The following is a 19078-nucleotide window of genomic DNA, read 5'->3' as shown; positions in this document are numbered from 1 at the left end:
AGATATCTCCTTTAGAAGATATCTGAAGAAATGAAACTATAGTGATTTTTTTCTCCAAGAATAAATCAGTAAAGCTGCCAAAATCAGAAATTGGCTTAGAATTAAAAAGCCGTCCCAAAATTGAATGGTCGTGATCGGATAACTCAATGAAAGGATTGACATATTTAAAGAATAAATTATTTGAGGGAGTAAATAAAAAAGGCCCAGCAACACGGTAAGCAGCGTACCTCCAATATAAAAATAACTATACCATTTCACAAAACTCTCCGTTTCAGAAGAAGAATGCTTTTCCTTGTTAATTGAAAACATTGACGATACATAAGTTCTCGCTTCTTCCATCAAGTTATAATGTCCAGTAATATTTTCAAGTACAAAATATAAGTCCGTCTTCATATAAAAACAGCATTGGTAAGCAAGCCTGATAATAATATTCAAGTTAACCATTGACGTTATGGCATAAAGGGTTCCTTCTTTTGCAGGCAAGATGAACTCTTGAATGACTAAGCTGAGAAAAAGGAGGACAAAATCAAACATCACCCCCGCAAGAAACACAATATTTCTCTTATTGGTTGAGAGTTTCCAAGCTGAACTGACATCAGATTCTATAACAGGAAAAAAGAGTCTGTGTCCAATGCCCAGGTTGACCGGGATATCATAGGATCTTGCTGCCAGGACATGACCTGCTTCATGAATCAGAACAAGAATGAAACTTATTGATGAAAATAGAAGGACATTGTATAGCATATAGTCGTACCAGAATAAATCTGTATAATGAGGGAATAGAGAAGGATTGCGAATCATTAGTAGAACAGAGCCAAAAAAAGAAAGAACATAAATGAATGTGCTGTATCGGTTAAAGAACAATGAAGCTGCAGTTTTATTAATCCATAAGAAATCAGTGCTGTCTCTTTCTTTAACGACACGGTCAATGACCAGTTCATCTATTTGTTTGATTAATTTCAATTCTATCAATTGAGTAATAAACTCTGCTATTTTTATATCTTCCTCAGGATACTTGGATAAAAGATGTACTTCTGTTTCATGGATTGTCATACCTGAAGATAGACACCCAATTGCTTCTATAGCAGCAATTGGCATTTCATAAAAATCACCAGCTGCCTTATCTTCCAGTATAAAATTCCCCTTATCCCGATGAATTTCATAATCAACGAACACAAGTCTGCTGTTATCGTGCCACATCCATCCTCTCCCCCTTCCCTATAGAAAAGGGATGCAAGCAGCAGCAAGCATCCCCTGAACCATTAAACATTTAACCACTTGCACCACCAGCAAGTGGTTTTTATCTTACTTAACTTTTTGATTTTCATTGTTTCACCTTCTAACTATTGAATATTTGATTCTTGAGGCATAACTGCCTCAAGAGATGTTGAACGATTTGATTCTTCTTTCATTTCAACCCATTCAGGAAAGACTTCCTTAAATGTATTTATTAGGTCCGGATCAAACTGCGTACCCTGACCCTCAAGAATTCTTTGATAAGCAGTTTCTGTCGACAGAGCCTTCCTATAGGAACGGGTAGAGGTCATGGCGTCGAATGCATCAGCAATAGCCGTAATCCTTGCTGCAAGAGGTATCTCAGTACCTTTCAAACCCTCCGGATATCCTCTTCCATCCCACCTTTCGTGATGAGATCGAATGACATTTAAACTGTCACTGAGCACATCAACCTTTTCTACAGCTTCTGCCCCCACAGCCGGGTGAGTTTTGATAATCTCATATTCTTCCAGGGTAAGCTTTTCAGGCTTCATTAATATTCGATCTGGTATGTGAATTTTCCCTATATCATGTAACAAACATGCATAATAAAATGCAACTAATTGTTCTTTTGTATAGAAGTTTAACTTCTTTGCCAGCGAGAGAGCATAGAAGGCTACCCGTTCACTATGCCCTCTTGTATAGGGGTCCTTCAGCTCCAGGGTGGCGATGATCCCCTTCACAATCCCTTCCAATTGTTTATTATAGGAGTACTTCATTCCATTTACATATCCCAATATCCTTTTGAGCAGTAAGTATGCAATGGAAGAAATAAGCATGACCAGGACAACCGGCAACACTAATATCGCAATATCCTGAGTAAAAAGGCTAACCATTCCATACTTCAGGATAATAGAACTGCAAACAAACAGAAAGAATGCCTCGCTGATAAATATCGGTGAAAACAGAATCAAAAATACTTCGACAATATTTCCTCCACCCAGCAGATCTGGATTGCCGATGTGAATAATAATTTCATTGATGGTGGCGAGGGCTATATAGCCCAATACTACAATGTATTTTATCCGGGAAACATTTCTTTTTCTATAAAGAAGGTAACTGCCCACTGTTATGATAAATGCAATGATGTAAAGGAAGTACCCAAAAATTGAAGGCATCCCAACCGTCTTCCCCTCTACAATTCCAGGGATAATAAAGTAGTAGAATACTTCATATAAAATAGATATAGTAAAAAACAGCACTAAAAACCATTTCAGTGTCCGTTTTTCTTCATGAATCAACGGTGAATCTTTTATATTTTTTAACATGGCTGCCCTCACTTGATGTAAATAGTGTTACTCAAAAACCCTTTTATGTCATAATTCGACATTGTTAATTCTATAGCAAAAGACCCAGCAGGGAAATAGTTTATTCTAACTATTTAACCAAGGGAAGAGGTTAGAGTATCAACTATATACATTTTAAGAGTCACGGTAAACGCTGAAAAAACCGATAGATTAATTTCCTAATATTTGTATCGGTGGTATTGACGTTTTCTTAATAAGACAGTAGTAAAAGAGGGCTAAAGTACTGTATTGAAATCGTGAGCAGTATAATTTACTGAATATTTGAATAATTAGTTTCAGGTTGGTAATATAATAAGTAAGCGTTTACAAATATATACGAGGTGATATTGAATGTTGGTCAATGAAACCGCTTTGCGAAAAAAGGCATTTGACAGATTGTTCGGAAAGCCTCAAGAGAAAGCAGAAGGATCATGGATAACAAATTATTCACTTGTACTCGCCGCCATTATATTTGTGCTATTTGAAAAAGGAGTTTTTTAATTAAACATAAGAAAAAGGCCCGCATATTGGGGCCTTCTTTTATTTCTCTGCAAGTTCCTGCTCGATATCACTGTTTCGTTTCATCAAAAAGTCAATAGAGAGCCAGAAGAAAACGGAAACCAACGCATAAATTCCGATCGAGTTGTAGATATCTTCAGTTTTCCAATCTAGTTTTGGGATGAATAATCCCAGAATACCGGTAAATATATAGTAGCCTCCAATAAGATGGAAGAACAGCTTTTCTGTAGTTAAGTTCCTTTTCTCCATATATCCCTTGCCCGCTTTTCCTAAGAATATCGCTATTCCCCTGATGATAAAATACACGGAAAAAGCAATAATAATAGCAACTATAGTCGTATTGTTAAAAACATTTGCCATTTTGATGCTCCTTTCAAACATAAACCAGTCTTTCATCTTTAAAATTGTACCATAAGATTTTCTTTTTTGAGTAGGAATTACTTACCATTTGCTGTTTTCCAGGCTCAATTTTTTATATGTTACCTCCCTGCACCATGTGGTATAGTGTTAAAGAACCATTATCCCTAAAGGAGAACTCTTTTATGTCCAGTTTCAAAAAAAGAATCGATCTTTTATCTCCTGCGCAAATTATCGTTGTTTTCTATTTTGTCGCAGTGGCTATATCCATACTCTTATTAAGCCTCCCGATTACAGCTAAACCAGGGGTAGACTTGAGTTTCCTGGATATCATGTTTACGGCGGTCAGCGCCATTAGTGTTACAGGACTTACGGTTATACAGATAGTCGACTCCTTCAGCACAGCAGGAATTTTCATTTTAATTTTCATCCTGCAAATCGGCGGGATCGGAATCATGACACTCGGAACCTTTCTGTGGCTCATTTTAGGTAAAAAGATCGGCCTGAAGGAACGCCGCTTGATCATGACCGATCAAAATCAATCAAACCTTGCCGGCCTGGTCAATCTCATGAAGCAGATCATGTATATCATCCTCTTAATTGAATTGATGGGGGCCCTAATATTAGGTACATACTTTTTAAAATATTATCCAAGTTGGCAGGATGCTTATCTGCATGGAATCTTTGCCAGCGTGAGCGCCACGACTAATGGCGGTTTTGATATTACAGGACAATCTCTCATCCCGTATGCGGATGATTACTTTGTTCAATGTGTGAATATAATCCTGATTACTTTGGGGGCCATTGGGTTTCCTGTATTAATTGAACTGAAAGATTTCCTATTGAAAAATAATGATCAACGGGTAAGATTTCACTTCTCTCTCTATACTAAATTAACCACTGTGACCTTTTTTGGCCTGATGGTTGTCGGGACCATTCTGATACTCGTCATTGAATACAACCGCTTTTTTGATGGCCAATCCTGGCATAAGTCATTCTTTTATGCTTTTTTTCAATCCACTACTACACGAAGCGGCGGATTGTCGACAATGGATGTCAGCCAATTTTCGGAGCCCACTCTTATCATAATCTGCATGTTGATGTTCATCGGAGCGTCTCCAAGTTCAGTCGGCGGTGGAATACGGACGACCACCTTTGCCATTAACGTGCTTTTTCTCATTAACTTTGCACGAGGACGCTCTTCGATAAAGGTTTTCCGCAGAGAATTGGATCAAACGGATGTCATGAAATCTCTTGCCGTCACACTGTTAGCGAGTTTCATGTGTGCAGGTTCGGTTATCATCCTTTCTATTACTGAATCATTCTCAATGATAGAAATCCTGTTTGAGGTTTGTTCTGCCTTCGGTACCGTCGGGCTTTCGATGGGTATCACCCCTGATTTAAGTGTCGTTGGGAAGATCCTTATCATGTGCCTGATGTTCATTGGAAGGATCGGCCTCTTAACATTCCTTATCATCTTAGGGATCAAGCAAAAAGAAACACTTTATAGCTACCCGAAGGAAAGAGTTATTATTGGATAATATAAAAAGGCTCTTTTCGTATATATTGTTGCTATTTAGATGAGTAGTTAATTTGCGCTCCAGGTGCGCGACTCCGCGGGGCGGGCGGTGAGCCTCCTCAGCTTCGCCTGCGGGGTCTCACCTGTCCCGCTAATCCCGCAGGAGATCGCACACCTTACACTCCAATCAACCATTCGTAAAAACACCTAGAATAATTAGTTAATAAGCAACCACATTTTAGAAAACAGCGAATAAAAAAGAAGCCATCGCGGCTTCTTTTTTATTCGCTCTATTTGTAACAACTATTGTGGTCTGGACTGTTGATTTTCACTCAAGGTGCGTGACTCCGTCGGGCTGGACGCTGGAACTAGAGGTCACGCTGCTCCCACAGGAGGTTACACACCTTCCGTTCCTCAACCCCTTTTAATCAATTGTCTTTCTATAATCAGGTGAGAACCACAATATTTTACTTTTTATTTGTCCTTGACTCTAAGGAGACGAAGACCATTCAGTGTGACAATTAATGTAGCTCCCATATCAGCGAATATCGCGATCCACAGTGTAAGCCATCCCGGAATCACCAGAAGGAGAGCGAGCAGCTTGATGCCTAATGAGAAGGCGATGTTCTGCTTTATGATCCCCAAGGCTTTCCTGCTCAGCTTCACGGTGAATGGCAATTTCCTTAAGTCATCTCCCATAAGTGCTATGTCTGCAGTTTCCAAGGCCGTATCGGTCCCTGCCCCACCCATGGCAATCCCCACAGATGAAGCAGCCAGCGCAGGAGCATCGTTCACACCGTCTCCTACCATGGCGACCTTATCATAACGCCCGCGAAGCTCTTTTATATACGCTAGTTTATCCTGTGGCAGCAATTCCGCTGCGATGTCAGTTACATTCGTACGTTTGGCGATCGCCTCTGCTGTCCCATTGTTATCACCGGTCAGCATGATTGTTTTTTCGATTCCCAATTTGTGAAGCTTTTCAATGACTTCCGCACTGCTGTCCCTGACTTCATCCGCTACAGCGGTCAATGCCAACACTTCTTCATTGGTGCCAAGTACAATGACCGTCTTTCCTTCTTTTTGAAGTGTCGTTATAGTGTTCCTCAAATCCTCCGGCAAAGATTTCCCTATAACTTCTTCTATATAGGAAGGACTTCCAGCATGATAAGTTCTGCCTTGGATGATTCCTTTGATTCCTTTTCCTGTAATAGAAGTGAAGTCCTTAATATCAACAGTCCGGTAATCGAGGCGAACCTCTTCTGCTTTTTTCATAATTGCGGATGCCAGTGGATGCTGCGATCCATTTTCAAGTGCTGAAAGGAGATTAAGATTCTCTTCTCTTTTTCCTTCCGGGAAAGAAATGAAGTTTGTCACTTCAGGAACTCCCTTTGTCAGGGTTCCTGTTTTATCGAACGCAATTGCTTTTAAGGCGCCCGTTTCTTCCAAGTATATACCGCCTTTTATCAGTACGCCGTTCCTGGCCGCATTTCCAATTGCGGTGACGATGGAAACCGGCGTTGAAATGACAAGTGCACACGGGCATCCGACTACAAGGACCGCAAGCCCCTGGTATACCCACGTGCTCCAGTCAGCGGCAAAAAATAATGGCGGAACTGCGGCTACCAGAATGGCAACAAGGATGACTGCCGGTGTGTAGTATTTTGCGAAACGGTCGACAAATGCCTGGGAAGGTGCCCTTTCAGCCTGGGCTTCTTCTACCAGGTGGATGATTTTCGCGATGGTTGTATCTTCGGCTAGTTTGGTGACTCTGACTTCCAGCAGACCTTCTTCGTTCAAGGTACCTGCAAATACTTCATGCTCCTTTTGTTTTGTGACAGGAACAGATTCGCCTGTAATGGCTGCCTGATTGACTGCCGAGATTCCTTTTTCCACCACCCCATCCATAGCCAGTTTTTGGCCAGGTTTAACAATCATGGTATCGCCGACTTGTATATCTTCAATATCTACAACCATTTCCCGGCCGTCTCTCCGGATTAATGCTTCCTTAGGGGCAATGTCCATCAGCGATCGGATTGACTGTCTTGCTTTATCCATGGTATAGGCTTCAAGGACTTCACTAATGGCAAACAGGATGACAACTGTTGCTCCTTCTCCCCATTCGCCAATGAAAGCCGCTCCGATGATCGCGATGGTCATGAGGGTTCTCATATCAAATTCGAGACGAACAAGATTTTTAAATCCTGTGGTGAAGAGCCGGTATCCCCCGATCACGATGGAAGCAACATAGGCCAAGATGGAGATGAAGTTCTCTTCTCCATACATTTGTCCAAGCGACCAGCCAAGGACCAGGAAGAAAGCTGACAGCAGTACATTTGCATATTTTTGAATAAACGGTTGTTTTTCCTCAGAAAACTGCTGGTTTTCTGGAATGATTTTCAGCCCTTCAAAAGCTCCGGCTTTCTCCAGTTCTTCTATTGATGTATCTCCAAAAACTGTGAGCTTCGACGCTCCAAAATTAACATTTGCTTCAGAAACACCATCCAGGTGCTTCACGTTCTTTTCGAACTTTGCGGCACAGCCTGCTCAGGAAAAGCCCTGTACGCGGTACGTTGTTTTAGCATTGGTTTGCTGTAATCCTTCAGCCACGCTGTTCCACCTCCTTATGATGGGTGATGGCGATGTTGATCAGGCTTCTTACATGGTCGTCATCCAGGGAGTAGTAAACTAACTTTCCCTCTTTCCGATATTTCGCAAGCCCCATATTCCCCAGCAGCCTTAAGTGATGGGAGGCGGTCGCTGTGGTGGCGCCGACAATGTGGGCAACATCGCACACGCATAGCTCCTTCTCAAGGGTGAGAGCATAAGCTATCTTCATTCTAGTATCATCCGATAATGCTTTAAATATTTTGGCCGCCCCATTAGTATTGGTGCTAGAAAGCTCCTCTTGAATAAAAGCCACCTTTTCATCTTCTTGACAATTAACCTCACAAACATCTTTCTGTTTCATCGGATCACCTCGATAATCAAACGTTCATTTGAATATTAGTATATGTAAGAAGAAGAGATGTGTCAAAACATTTACTCAATATGCGCTTCATCCCTTTAAAGCGTGAAGAGGGACTGTCCCTCTTCGCGCTTTAACGTATTAAAGTCCAAACAAAAAACCTCCAGTATGTCAGGAGGTTCTTAGGTTTATTTAACAATCAACACCGGACAATTCGCCCTTTTGGCCACTTTATGGCTGACACTGCCTAATACAAATTCCTGCAGTCCATTCAAGCCTCTGCTGCCGATGACTACAATATCAAATTGGTTTTTGTTCACGTATTCAACAATGGCTGGACCTGGCTCGCCGTGCAGAATCTTAATCTCAAAGAGGACCCCGGCTTCTTTTGCCTGCCTTTCCACCTCTTTCATCCGCTCTTTACGAAAGTCATTCACTTCTGCAGAATTCCAGTTTGCCAGCACATCTGACTTTGCCCGGTCTGCATCTACCACGTAAACCACTTCAATAGCAGAGCCATCAGTACATTGAGCGATATGAATGGCGTTCTCTGCTGCACGTTTTGAATGCGCGGAACCATCCGTGGCCAGTAATATTTTTTTATACATCCCTTCACCCCCGCTATTTAGTGTGACCCCAGTCTATTTGCAAGCTTATCCACTAATTCGGTACTGTCCTCATTCAACCCCGTTACTTCGGCTTTAATCCCATTTACTTCAAATTTGGAGACAATTTTATCAATAGCAGCCACGGCTGAATCATCCCATATATGAGAACGGCTGAGATTGATTTCCACTTTGTCAACCCCCTCTTTATAATCAAAACGATTGATCAGTTCTGTTACAGAGGCAAAGAAAAGTTCCCCATTGATCTTATATATTCTTGTATCTCCTTCTAGTGAAGTGTTTACACGCACTCTTGAAATCTTTGACACGAAGAATACAGCGCTCAACAGAATCCCAGTGAAGACACCAATCGCCAGATTATGAGTCAGGACCACGGTCAAAACAGTCACAACCATGACTGCAGCATCACTTCTTGGCAATAAGTGAAGGGTTCGAATTGAATTCCAGTCGAAGGTACTGATTGAAACCATGATCATCACACCTGCCAATGCCGCCATCGGGATTTGGATGACAATATCACCGAGAACAACGATCAGGAACATCAGAAACACACCGGCTACCAAAGCTGAAAGCCTGCCTCTTCCTCCCGACTTTACATTAATGACAGATTGTCCAATCATAGCGCACCCGGCCATCCCTCCAAAGAAACCCGTAATGATATTCGCAATTCCCTGACCGCGGCTTTCCATGTTTTTATCACTTTCAGAGTCTGTCATATCATCCACAATCGTGGCTGTTAACAATGACTCCAGCAGCCCAACAACAGCCAGAGCCAATGAATAAGGAAAGATGATCATCAATGTTTCGACAGTGAAAGGAATATTGGGAAGTAAAAATTGCGGCAGAGTCTGTGAAATCGTCCCCATATCGCCGACTGTTCTGACTCCGTAATTCATCGTGATGGACAGGATTGTAACAGCAACAATGGCCACTAATGTGGACGGTACTGCCTTAGTAAAATAGGGCAGAAGGTAGATGATGAAAAGTGTCAAGCCAACAAGCGCATACATAATCCATTCCTCTCCACGGAAATGCTGAAGCTGCGAGCTGAAAATAAGGATAGCCAGGGCATTCACAAAGCCTACCATTACAGAACGCGGAATGAATTTCATATACCGGGCTAATTTAAATACGCCAAAAAAAATCTGCAGGATGCCTGTCAATATCGTTGCTGCCAGTAAATACTGAAGCCCATAATCTGCAACCAGATTCGTGAACAACAGCGCCATGGCACCAGTAGCGGCAGATATCATTCCCGGACGCCCTCCGACAAACGCAATCGTGACCGCTATGGTAAAAGAAGCATATAAACCGACCATTGGATCGACTCCCGCGATGATTGAAAAGGCTATCGCTTCAGGAATCAAAGCGAGGGCAACCACAAGCCCTGATAAAATATCTCCTTTAATATTTCCAAACCAAGTTTGTCTGTAAGTCAAAGAATTCAAGATAAATCCTCCTTTAAATATAGTATGAGAGGATTACCACCGGAAAATTCCCTGACAAGGAAAAGCTCGCTTTAACACTTTAAAGCACGATAGGGGACAGTCCCTCTTAGTGCTTTAAAGCGGAAAAGTAAAATTTATTAGGTTTGCCAGAAGTGTACCTCTCGGGCGGAGCGAGGCACATCATTTCAAAATTTCCTCAATATGATGTACCCCGCGAGCTGAGCGAGGGACACCATTTCAAGATACCCTCAATATGATGTATCCCGCCGGCGGAGCGAGGCACATCATTTCAAAATTCCCTCAATATGATGCACCCCGCCGGCTGAGCGAGGGACACCATTTCAAAATTCCCTCAATATGATGTATCCCGCGAGCTGAGCGAGGGACACCATTTCAAGATACCCTCAATATGATGCACCCCGCCGGCTGAGCGAGGCACATCATTTCAAGATTCCCTCAATATGATATCACCCGCTGAATGAGCACGAGCCCTCATTAGACAAAATTCACACAAAAACCTCCCCCGCTCTGCAACAATAAGAAAGCACTGTACGCAACAGCACAGTGCTCTAATCTCTCTATAAATATTTCCTCTGAACATTCCGGCCTTCATAGGTGAACAAAATCTGCCTGTTTTCCACGTGTGTTTCAATGTGGACGGTCCTGCCCCATAGCTGATAAACGTAGGGAAGGACTTTTTCCAAGTATTTGATATCGAGCTCAATGCCCTCGAACCAATGCTTAAGGTAGAGTTCCCCGTTCTTCATATAATCGCCGTCATTGACAGTAATAAACGGAAACCCGCCATTTACCCGCATCCCGACAAGCTGGTCCCTGACCTCTTTCCACTCTTTATCGACAATCTTATAGTCCTTGCCCTGTTTCTGAAAGAGGTACATATCCTCCCTCGTTACCAGGTCCTTAGTCAAATAGTTGCGAAGGAAGGAAATATCGGATTCAATCTCCCTGACCTCGAACATTTTCTCCCGGCCCGATCCTGGTTTTTCACCACGCTTAATCATTTCTTCAGTCGGATTATCATAGCGTTCTTCAATGTCTTCAAAGATCTTTAACCCGAGATAGTATGGATTTATGCTCGTCTTCGAAGGCTGAACAACCCCTGCATTAAGCTTGGCGAATTCAATGGCTTCACCGCTTGTCAGATCCATTTCCCTTATGATTCTTTGGTGCCAGTACGAGGCCCAGCCCTCATTCATGATCTTCGTTTCAAGCTGCGGCCAAAAATAAAGCATCTCTTCCCTCATCATGGTCAGAATGTCCCGCTGCCAATCCGCAAGTTCACGACTATATTGTTCAATGAAAAGCAGGATATCTTTTTCAGGCTGCGGCGGAAATTTCTTCTTTACTTTCCTGCGCTGCTTTTTTTCCTTTTTCGGCCCTTCATCCAGTGACCATAGATCATCATATGGGGTCGGAGCTGACACCTCTTCCTCTTCCCACTCGACATCATCCATGCTCCATGACAGCTTGGGACGCATCAGGGACGGGTCGATATGTTCATCTATGGCAAGAACGGCATCAAGGAAAGTTTCCACTTCTTTTTTACCGTGTTCAATTTCATATTGCCGGATCCGGTCGGCGGTCGCCGCCATGCTTTCCACCATATCTCGCTTTGTATTCTGAAATCTGACATTATTTTTGAAAAAATCACAATGAGCCAGTACATGGGCCACGATCAATTTGTTTTGTATGAGCGAGTTGGAATCCAGCAGAAAGGCATAGCACGGATTAGAATTGATGACCAGCTCATAAATCTTGCTCAGGCCAAGGTCATAATGAAGTTTCATTTTGTGATACTGTTTGCCAAAACTCCAGTGGGAAAATCGGGTCGGCATTCCATATGCTCCAAATGTATAAATAATATCTGCTGGACAGACTTCATATCGCATCGGGTAAAAATCGAGTCCGAAACCTTTTGCTATTTCCGTTATCTCTGAGATCGCATACTGTAATTGTTTTTGTTCTTCTTCTCTCATCCAAGTTCCCCCCAGTAGAAATTTACACCTGCGGCCCTAAGCTACTCTTATTTCAATATATGAACTTGGATAAGGTTTCATGAGCAGAATAACAAAAAGCGCAAACGCTCGGATAAGCCTTGCAATAATTGGCAAAAAAAAAAGAGCCTCACTAGGAGACCCTTTCAAATTATTTAACCGTGGAATTTCACTTTTAACCTTCTAGCCGGAATTACAGCTGTCATCAGCAGAATTGCTGAGACGATAAAAACCGGGGCGACACCGAATTTCTCAGAAAAGTACCCGGCGGTGAGGGAAAAGAGACCAAAAATAAGCGTGGTCAAAGCTCCCTGCGCGGCAAAAACCTTCCCAAGCCTTTCTGGATTCACACTGCGCTGAACAGCTGTTTGCAGCAGGATTACCTTCACGCCATCAAAAAAACCAAAAATGATGGAAAACACCAAGGAAAGAAGTCCAGTGGTCGTCAATCCAAAAAATAATGTAGCCAGCGACGTACAGACCAATGCGAATGGAAGCAGACTGTAGACATTGCTGGAAAACAGCCTGTGGGTTTTTAACAATAATGCCCCCGCACTGATAAGCCCGATGAAAAAGGCACCGTTGATAAAGCCCCACCATTCTTCACCTTGTCCCAGCTGCTGATCGACATATACGTACAAAATTGCGGCAATCCACACGACAGTCGCAGCGGCTTCGATCGCGTAGACAAAGAAGATATTCCGTAATGCTGGACTCTTCCAAATATCCGTCCACCCCTCTGTCATTTTCTCAGCAAGCTTTACTTTTCCCTTCCGGATAGGGTAGCCGCTGTCATACATCGGTAAACTGTACATCATCAAGCTGCTTGCCAGAAATAAAGTAGAAGTCAGAAGCAATGTCCACCCTTCACCAGCCATTGCTACAAGAATCCCCCCTGCAGCCCATGCAGAAAATTGGACCGCCTGATCGATCGTCGAGAGAAATCCGTTGGCTCCCATCAAGTCTTCCCTTCTGACTATGGAAGGTACAAATGCATTGCGCGCGGGCAATGCCCATCCATCCAGAAAAGCCACACTGCTAACCAGCAGAAAAACGACCGTTATCTCTGCCATATCTAAGAACAAAGCCAGAGTGAGTATGAACATTAAGAATGTTTTGAGCAGCTGAGAATAAAACAGCAGGTTTTTAAGATGAAATCGGTCCAAAATGAACGGCGCCAGGACACTGCTGATGAACCGCGAAAAAGTGATCACCACTGGAATGATACTCATCAAAAATGGGGAGTGTGTCCGCTCAAATATTGCTGCGATGACCGCCACAATGAAAAAGACATCTCCTCCATTCGCCAAAGCCTGGCCAATCCACAAGTAACGAAATGCTTTCGTCTTCATCATCCTTCCTCCTTATTATTAAATTGTCTGAGAGAAGAATGAATATTACATGAGACTGACTCCTTTCATAAAAAAGCACACGAATTCATCCTGTGTTATCTACCTGAACAGGGTGATTTAGCTCTTTTCTTCGTGTTTGACAGGATGATTTATGTAAACTATGGCATATCTTTTGAACTTCATATTAAATAGCAACAAAGTTTTAGAAAGAGCCTAATAAAAAGTATAGTATCAATTAGTTCTTATTTCCAATAAAACACAAAAAGCTTGTCCTCAATAGGGCAAGCTTTCCTCAAACTGTTCTTTACTGTACCTCACTAACAGAAATGTTAAGGTCTTGTGGCTTGTCGGGGTTATGAACCACCTTTACCTTCACTGTTACTTCTTGTCCATCCTTCACTACATCAAAGGTAAAAGCATCTTCAATCTGGCCGCCTTGAAGTGTTTTTCTTCCATCATACTTGTAATCCGCCAGCTTTTCACCGGTATAGTCTTCCTTCACGACCGCAGTTGCAATGCGGCCGTATTTTTGATAATCCTGTTGAGCAAGTGCCTGCTGGCTGCTGCCCATCATAAAAAGGACAAGCGAAAAAATAACCATCCATTTTCTCATTTTCATCTCACCTCTGCATATAATTTCATATATAATATGCAGTTAAATTTCACCCCTTATACATCCAATAGAAGGAAAGCCCATTAGAGCAGGACAGGCAACTTTTTCAGAGGAAATTCGGTGGTACGCATGAACATACTAGTATTAACCCTTCAGAAGGAGGGAGTTAATTGAATAAAGTTGATTACGACAGAGCTTTGTACTATACACATCGCAGTGAATGGGATAACCTCCTCATTCTTATGGTCCGAACCAAAGACGACCTTTTAGCCAAAAGGATTGAACACTTTTTGCACGCTTATCATTTTTCCCGTGACTATACAGCTATTGAACAAAATATGTATACCCTTCTCAGATATATCGAGCACGCCAATCTGACTGCCAGTCAACAAAGTGAGCCGATGGAAGAACATATTATGAAAATTTAGGATTCCACCAATCCGGCGGGCTGAATCATTCAGCCCGTTTTTATTATAAAAGTCATTAGTTCCCGGCAGCTCCACTAATGGTTCGTTCTTAAGACCAGACAGCTTTATATGAACTTATTGCTTCCCTGCAAGCCCATACTTAACGGCATACAAAGCAGCCTGCGTCCTATCCGAAACCTCCAGCTTAGTAAAAATATTGGAGATATGGGTTTTCACTGTTTTCTCGGTAATGTACAAACTGGAGGCAATTTCTTTATTGCTCTTTCCTTTGGCCAGCTCCTTCAGCACTTCTTTTTCACGATTGGTCAACTTGTGGATCTGATGTGGCGGCTGATTGTTCCGCGACACCCTTTTCAACAAATGGTTTGTCGCTTTTGGGTGAAGTGAGTTTTCACCCCTAACAAGTTTTCGAATGGAATCCACCAGTTGATCCGGCTCGATATCTTTAAGCTGATATCCTGCAGCCCCCGCTTCAATGGCCGGTATGACATGGTCTTGATCTGAAAAGCTTGTAAGCATCATGATTTCTATGTCAGGATGTTGGGTTTTGATCAGTTTTGTCGCCTGGATACCGTCCATCTCAGGCATAACCAAATCCATCAAAATCAAGTCAGGCATGAGTTTCTCTGCCATCTCAACCGCTTCACGCCCATTCGATGCTTCCCCGACAATTTCAATATCCTTCTGTGTTTTTAAAAAGAAGACGAGTCCCCTCCTAACCACATGATGATCATCTGCAATCAATACTCTAATGTTCATTCGCGTTCCCCTTTTTAATATGGTACTTCCACTATTATTTTTGTACCGGCACCAGGTTCACTGTTCAAGTGAAATTTCCCGCCTAGATTAATTACCCGCTCTTTCATGCCCTGGATACCCACTGAAGGTATTTTCTGAGTTGGTGTGTAGTGAAAACCGCAACCCTCATCCTCAATATGAAGGACGACCTTTTTAGGCGACGACTTCAGGAAAAAGCAGATTTTATCCTCTCCGGAATGTTTTTTTGCATTATTGATGGCTTCCTGCCCGATCCGCCAAAGAGCTTCTTCAATTTTTGAAGGCAACGCGATTACGCCTGCAACTTTCACCGTGACTTCCATTCCGAGCATTCCGGCATAGCCTTTCACTGCCTCACTGAATCCATTTTCCAATCCATGAGGTTTCAGCTGCCAAATGAGGGCCCGCATTTCGGTAAGGGCTTCTTGGGCAAGGCTTTGAATGGTGGTAAAGGTTTCTTTCACCTCTTGCTTTTCACTCAGCATCGCACCGCCTCTGGCCGTCAAGGTAAGAGAAAATAACAACTGATTTACAGAATCATGCAGGTCTCTGGCTAATCTGTTTCTCTCTTGCATCAGCGCTACTTCTTTTTCTTTATTTGTTAAAATAATTCGTTTAATCGCCGATCCGATTTGAAAGGCGACCGATTCCAATAGAGCCAGCTCGTGATCTTGAAAATGGGTTTTCCCGGGAGCAGCCACATTCAATAAACCAAATGATTCATTTCCTGACTGAAGAGGGACAGTGGCATGATAGACAATATTCCCCGTGTCGCCCCGATTCTCTGCAATCGACTTCTCTATCCTTTGACACTCAATAATATTGGATGCCTTCGTCAGCTTCCCTGACCGAAACCTGTTGACACACCAGCAGCTTCCATCCTTAAGCAGACCGCATCCTTCATCTTCAAGTGAAGAAGGCAGATTATGAAAAGCTTCAAGAGAATGACCGCCTGATTCATCTATGAAAAAAATCCAGCCTGTTGTAAAATCCGTCCCTTTCAAAAGGACCTGGAGTGCGCACGAGAGCATCTGCTGCAGCTCTGTCTCTTCATTCAACAGTTCTGCAATCTCTTTTAATAAATGTATTTTCTCCATGTTCAAGAGGGTAACCTCCTTTGGCAACAGTATACCGAATATTATGTAAGCAGTGATGCCCCATATGTATGAAGCTGTCTACGACTTTTGCAGTAGAAAGTGTTCTCTTTGTATAGTTCGACTTCTTCCCAAGTGAATTCCTTCCACCATTCAAAATTCACAAAAATAAAAACAGGCAAACGGTTGTCTGCCTGCTCTTTCATCAGCCTATTGGGTAGTCCTGGGCAAAAGGGTGGATCTTCATTTCATCAATCATCATATGCTTTGGCGCTGAAGCCATATACACAACAGCACTCGCAATATCCTCCACTTTCAGCCAGTCCGCTTTTTCTTGAAGTCCCTGTTTAGAATCTGCGAAGTAAGTATCGACCATTCCAGGATTTACAGTACCGACCCTGATGCCATACTCCCTTACTTCCTGTGCCAAGGAACCGCAGAATCCCTGAACAGCATATTTGCTGGCGACATAAGCGGATCCATTAGGAATGGTGTAACGGGCAACATCCGAGGAAATGGTAAGGATGGTGCCGAACTTCTGCTCCTTCATGTATGGAAGGACCGCTTTCGAAAAATGGAAGACACCATGAACATTAACGTCAAACAGTTTTCTCCACTCTTCTGATGTCACTTCTTCCGTCGGCTTGAAGAAACCGATGCCTGCATTATTAACCAAGATATCAACCTTCCCAAAGTGCTTGACGGTTTCCTCCACTGCTCTGGTGACATCTTGTTCATTGGCCACATCAGCTTGGATTGCGTGCAGCTGGTCAAATCCTTCACTCATTAATGTTTCCGCTGTCTCATGAATCTGTGCAGAGCTTCCGACTAACGAAACTTTCACAGAGTTCTTCAACAATTGGCGGGCAATTTCCGTACCAATGCCCCTTGATGCTCCTGTCACGATGGCAACTTGATTTTCTAACATTATGTCTCATCCTTTCTACGGTGAAAAGCAGGAAAGGCCCAGGCCTTATCCTGCAAAAGAGTTTACCATATTATCTATTTTTTCCATCAGGGCTTGTTTTAACCCATTTAACTTTACTTGGCTTTCGCTGAGTGAATTTCCTGTAACACTGAAATAGAACTTGATCTTTGGTTCCGTTCCAGATGGACGGAGACAAATCCAGGAGCCGTCTTCAAGGAAGTACTTGATGACGTTGGACTTTGGAAGTGAAATGATTTCTTCCAGTCCATTTTCCAGCGTGGTGCTCAGGCTTGTTTTGTAGTCCTCATATTTCATAACGGCCAGCCCGCTGATTTCTTTAAGAGGCTCTTCACGGAAACTTGAAAGGATGGACTGAATCTGCTCAGCGCCTTCTTTCCCTTTCAACGTCAGGGACTCCAGCCCTTCCTGATAGTACCCGAATCGCTCATAAAGATCTAACAAAGCGTCATATAGCGTTTTTCCTTGCTGTTTAAAGTATGCTGCAGCTTCAACGGCCATCAGAACAGCCTGAACCGCATCCTTATCACGGGCGAAATCTCCGATCAAATAACCATAGCTTTCTTCATACCCAAACAAGAACTGATACTTCCCGGACTGTTCATAGTTCTTAATTTTTTCACCGATGAATTTAAAGCCTGTCAATACATCTTCCACCGATGCACCGTAGGATTCAGCCACTTTGCGGCCCAACTCGGATGTTACGATGGTTTTGAACACTCGTCCATTTTCTGGCATCATATTCTTTTCTTTCTTTCTGCCAAGAATATAATCGATCAGAACGGCCCCGGTCTGATTTCCTGTTAACAGAATATATTCACCGTTTTGGTCCTTAACGGCAACACCAAGGCGGTCCGCATCCGGATCTGTTGCGATTAGAATATCTGCATCTTTTTCTTTCCCGTCACGAATGGCAAGCTCAAATGCCGCTTTATCTTCTGGGTTTGGAGATTTAACTGTAGAGAATTCCGGATCAGGCGCCGACTGTTCCTTAACGATATGGACATCGGTATAACCTAGGGCATCCAAGCCTCTTTCCACCATCTTCAAGGCTGTTCCATGAAGAGGTGAAAACACGATGCTGAGATCCACTTCTTTCGCAATTTGCGGTTTTTCTGAGATGGACAGAAGGTGCTCAAGGTAAGATTGGTCGATTTCTTCTCCAATCATTTTTATGAGGCCCGCCTCTTTTAACTCCTCTTCAGATTTCACATTGATTTGAAGCTCATTCTCGATTTCATTTACTTTTGAGATGACTTCGTCTGCTTCTTTCGGAGGAAGCTGTGCTCCGTCTTCTCCATAAACCTTATAACCGTTGTACTCAGGCGGATTATGGCTCGCCGTCACAACAATGCCGGAAAACGCTTTTAAGTACCTTACAGCAAAAGAAAGTTCAGGCGTCGGTTTCAGCTCATCAAAAACATACGTCTGAATTCCGTTGGATGCCAATGTTTTAGCTGCCTCCATAGCAAATTCCGGAGACTTATGCCGGGAATCATAAGCAATGGCGACTCCGCGTTTTTTCGCTTCTTCACCATGAGAAATTATGTATTGAGCCAGGCCCTCTGAAGCCTTGCGCACTGTATAAACATTCATACGGTTGATCCCTGCACCGATTTCTCCGCGCATACCGCCTGTACCAAACTCTAAATTTTTGTAAAACGCATCTTCCAGACTCTTTTCATCCTCTTTCATTTCAGCCAGAAGCCCGCGCATTTCGCTATCAAGTTCCGCAAATGAATCCCATTTTTCCCAAGCCGATTTCCAATTCAAGTTTAATCTCCTCCTATCGATGACTTACTATATGTAATTCTTGGTGGATCTGAATTTTCCTTTTAAAAGAATCCGCCTTTTT

The 19078-nt window shown here is 42.8% G+C and carries 17 protein-coding genes; 3 read left to right on the top strand and 14 right to left on the bottom strand.

Annotation, left to right across the window (positions count from 1 at the left end):
• Positions 1-36: 36 nt before the first annotated feature.
• A complete protein-coding gene (locus V1502_RS04925) occupies positions 37-1200 on the bottom strand; it encodes a site-2 protease family protein (protein ID WP_409253262.1) in 1164 nt (387 codons plus the stop codon).
• Positions 1201-1343: 143 nt separating this feature from the next.
• Positions 1344-2543, bottom strand: a complete 1200-nt coding sequence (locus tag V1502_RS04920) for an HD-GYP domain-containing protein (protein WP_409253261.1) — start codon at positions 2541-2543, stop codon at positions 1344-1346.
• Between the two features lie 369 nt (positions 2544-2912).
• Here V1502_RS04920 and V1502_RS04915 point away from each other — a divergent pair, with 369 nt between their 5' ends.
• On the top strand, positions 2913-3062 hold the full coding sequence (locus V1502_RS04915) for a hypothetical protein (protein ID WP_409253260.1): 150 nt from the start codon (positions 2913-2915) through the stop codon (positions 3060-3062).
• Between the two features lie 39 nt (positions 3063-3101).
• Here the strand turns inward: V1502_RS04915 and V1502_RS04910 are convergent, their stop codons facing one another.
• Positions 3102-3440 carry a hypothetical protein gene (locus V1502_RS04910; protein ID WP_409253259.1) on the bottom strand — a complete coding sequence of 113 codons (339 nt, stop codon included), beginning with the start codon at positions 3438-3440 and terminating at the stop codon, positions 3102-3104.
• A gap of 182 nt (positions 3441-3622) precedes the next feature.
• On the opposite strand from V1502_RS04910, the gene V1502_RS04905 reads away from it, so the two are divergent.
• The gene (locus V1502_RS04905) at positions 3623-4978 is read left to right on the top strand and encodes a TrkH family potassium uptake protein (RefSeq protein WP_409253258.1); all 1356 of its coding nucleotides are present in this window, start codon (positions 3623-3625) and stop codon (positions 4976-4978) included.
• A gap of 452 nt (positions 4979-5430) precedes the next feature.
• Here V1502_RS04905 and V1502_RS04900 read toward each other — a convergent pair whose 3' ends face one another.
• The 7 genes from V1502_RS04900 to V1502_RS04870 form a co-directional block, all read right to left on the bottom strand.
• Positions 5431-7566, bottom strand: coding sequence for a heavy metal translocating P-type ATPase (locus tag V1502_RS04900; RefSeq protein WP_409253257.1), 2136 nt, complete (start codon positions 7564-7566; stop codon positions 5431-5433).
• Positions 7559-7927, bottom strand: coding sequence for an ArsR/SmtB family transcription factor (locus V1502_RS04895; protein WP_409253256.1), 369 nt, complete (start codon positions 7925-7927; stop codon positions 7559-7561). The genes V1502_RS04900 and V1502_RS04895 overlap by 8 nt, the downstream gene beginning before the upstream one ends.
• A 185-nt stretch (positions 7928-8112) precedes the next feature.
• Complete coding sequence (locus tag V1502_RS04890) at positions 8113-8532, bottom strand: universal stress protein (RefSeq protein ID WP_409253255.1); 420 nt, start codon at positions 8530-8532, stop codon at positions 8113-8115.
• 17 nt (positions 8533-8549) lie between these two features.
• Positions 8550-9998, bottom strand: coding sequence for a SulP family inorganic anion transporter (locus V1502_RS04885; RefSeq protein ID WP_409253254.1), 1449 nt, complete (start codon positions 9996-9998; stop codon positions 8550-8552).
• A gap of 578 nt (positions 9999-10576) precedes the next feature.
• Positions 10577-11995, bottom strand: a complete 1419-nt coding sequence (locus tag V1502_RS04880) for a SpoVR family protein (RefSeq protein ID WP_409253253.1) — start codon at positions 11993-11995, stop codon at positions 10577-10579.
• 173 nt (positions 11996-12168) lie between these two features.
• Positions 12169-13365, bottom strand: a complete 1197-nt coding sequence (locus tag V1502_RS04875) for an MFS transporter (protein ID WP_409253252.1) — start codon at positions 13363-13365, stop codon at positions 12169-12171.
• 304 nt (positions 13366-13669) lie between these two features.
• Entirely contained in the window at positions 13670-13978 is a 309-nt protein-coding gene (locus V1502_RS04870; protein ID WP_409253251.1) for a DUF3889 domain-containing protein, read from the bottom strand.
• A 170-nt stretch (positions 13979-14148) separates the two neighbouring features.
• Between V1502_RS04870 and V1502_RS04865 the strand changes: the two genes are divergently transcribed.
• The gene (locus V1502_RS04865; RefSeq protein ID WP_409253250.1) at positions 14149-14406 is read left to right on the top strand and encodes a YhdB family protein; all 258 of its coding nucleotides are present in this window, start codon (positions 14149-14151) and stop codon (positions 14404-14406) included.
• Positions 14407-14520: 114 nt separating this feature from the next.
• Here V1502_RS04865 and V1502_RS04860 read toward each other — a convergent pair whose 3' ends face one another.
• The 4 genes from V1502_RS04860 to V1502_RS04845 all read right to left on the bottom strand — a co-directional run bounded on the left by V1502_RS04860 (position 14521) and on the right by V1502_RS04845 (position 18996).
• The gene (locus tag V1502_RS04860; protein WP_409253249.1) at positions 14521-15165 is read right to left on the bottom strand and encodes a response regulator; all 645 of its coding nucleotides are present in this window, start codon (positions 15163-15165) and stop codon (positions 14521-14523) included.
• A gap of 14 nt (positions 15166-15179) precedes the next feature.
• Complete coding sequence (locus V1502_RS04855) at positions 15180-16280, bottom strand: GAF domain-containing sensor histidine kinase (RefSeq protein WP_409254282.1); 1101 nt, start codon at positions 16278-16280, stop codon at positions 15180-15182.
• A 202-nt stretch (positions 16281-16482) separates the two neighbouring features.
• Positions 16483-17205 (bottom strand): SDR family oxidoreductase, encoded by a 723-nt coding sequence (locus V1502_RS04850; protein ID WP_409253248.1) that lies wholly within the window; start codon positions 17203-17205, stop codon positions 16483-16485.
• Positions 17206-17250: 45 nt separating this feature from the next.
• Positions 17251-18996 (bottom strand): phospho-sugar mutase, encoded by a 1746-nt coding sequence (locus V1502_RS04845; RefSeq protein WP_409253247.1) that lies wholly within the window; start codon positions 18994-18996, stop codon positions 17251-17253.
• Positions 18997-19078: the final 82 nt, after the last annotated feature.

It is taken from the genome of Rossellomorea sedimentorum (genome assembly GCF_046237645.1).
Taxonomy (GTDB): Bacteria; Bacillota; Bacilli; order Bacillales; family Bacillaceae_B; genus Rossellomorea; species Rossellomorea sedimentorum.
This window is presented reverse-complemented; position numbering and strand designations above follow the sequence as displayed.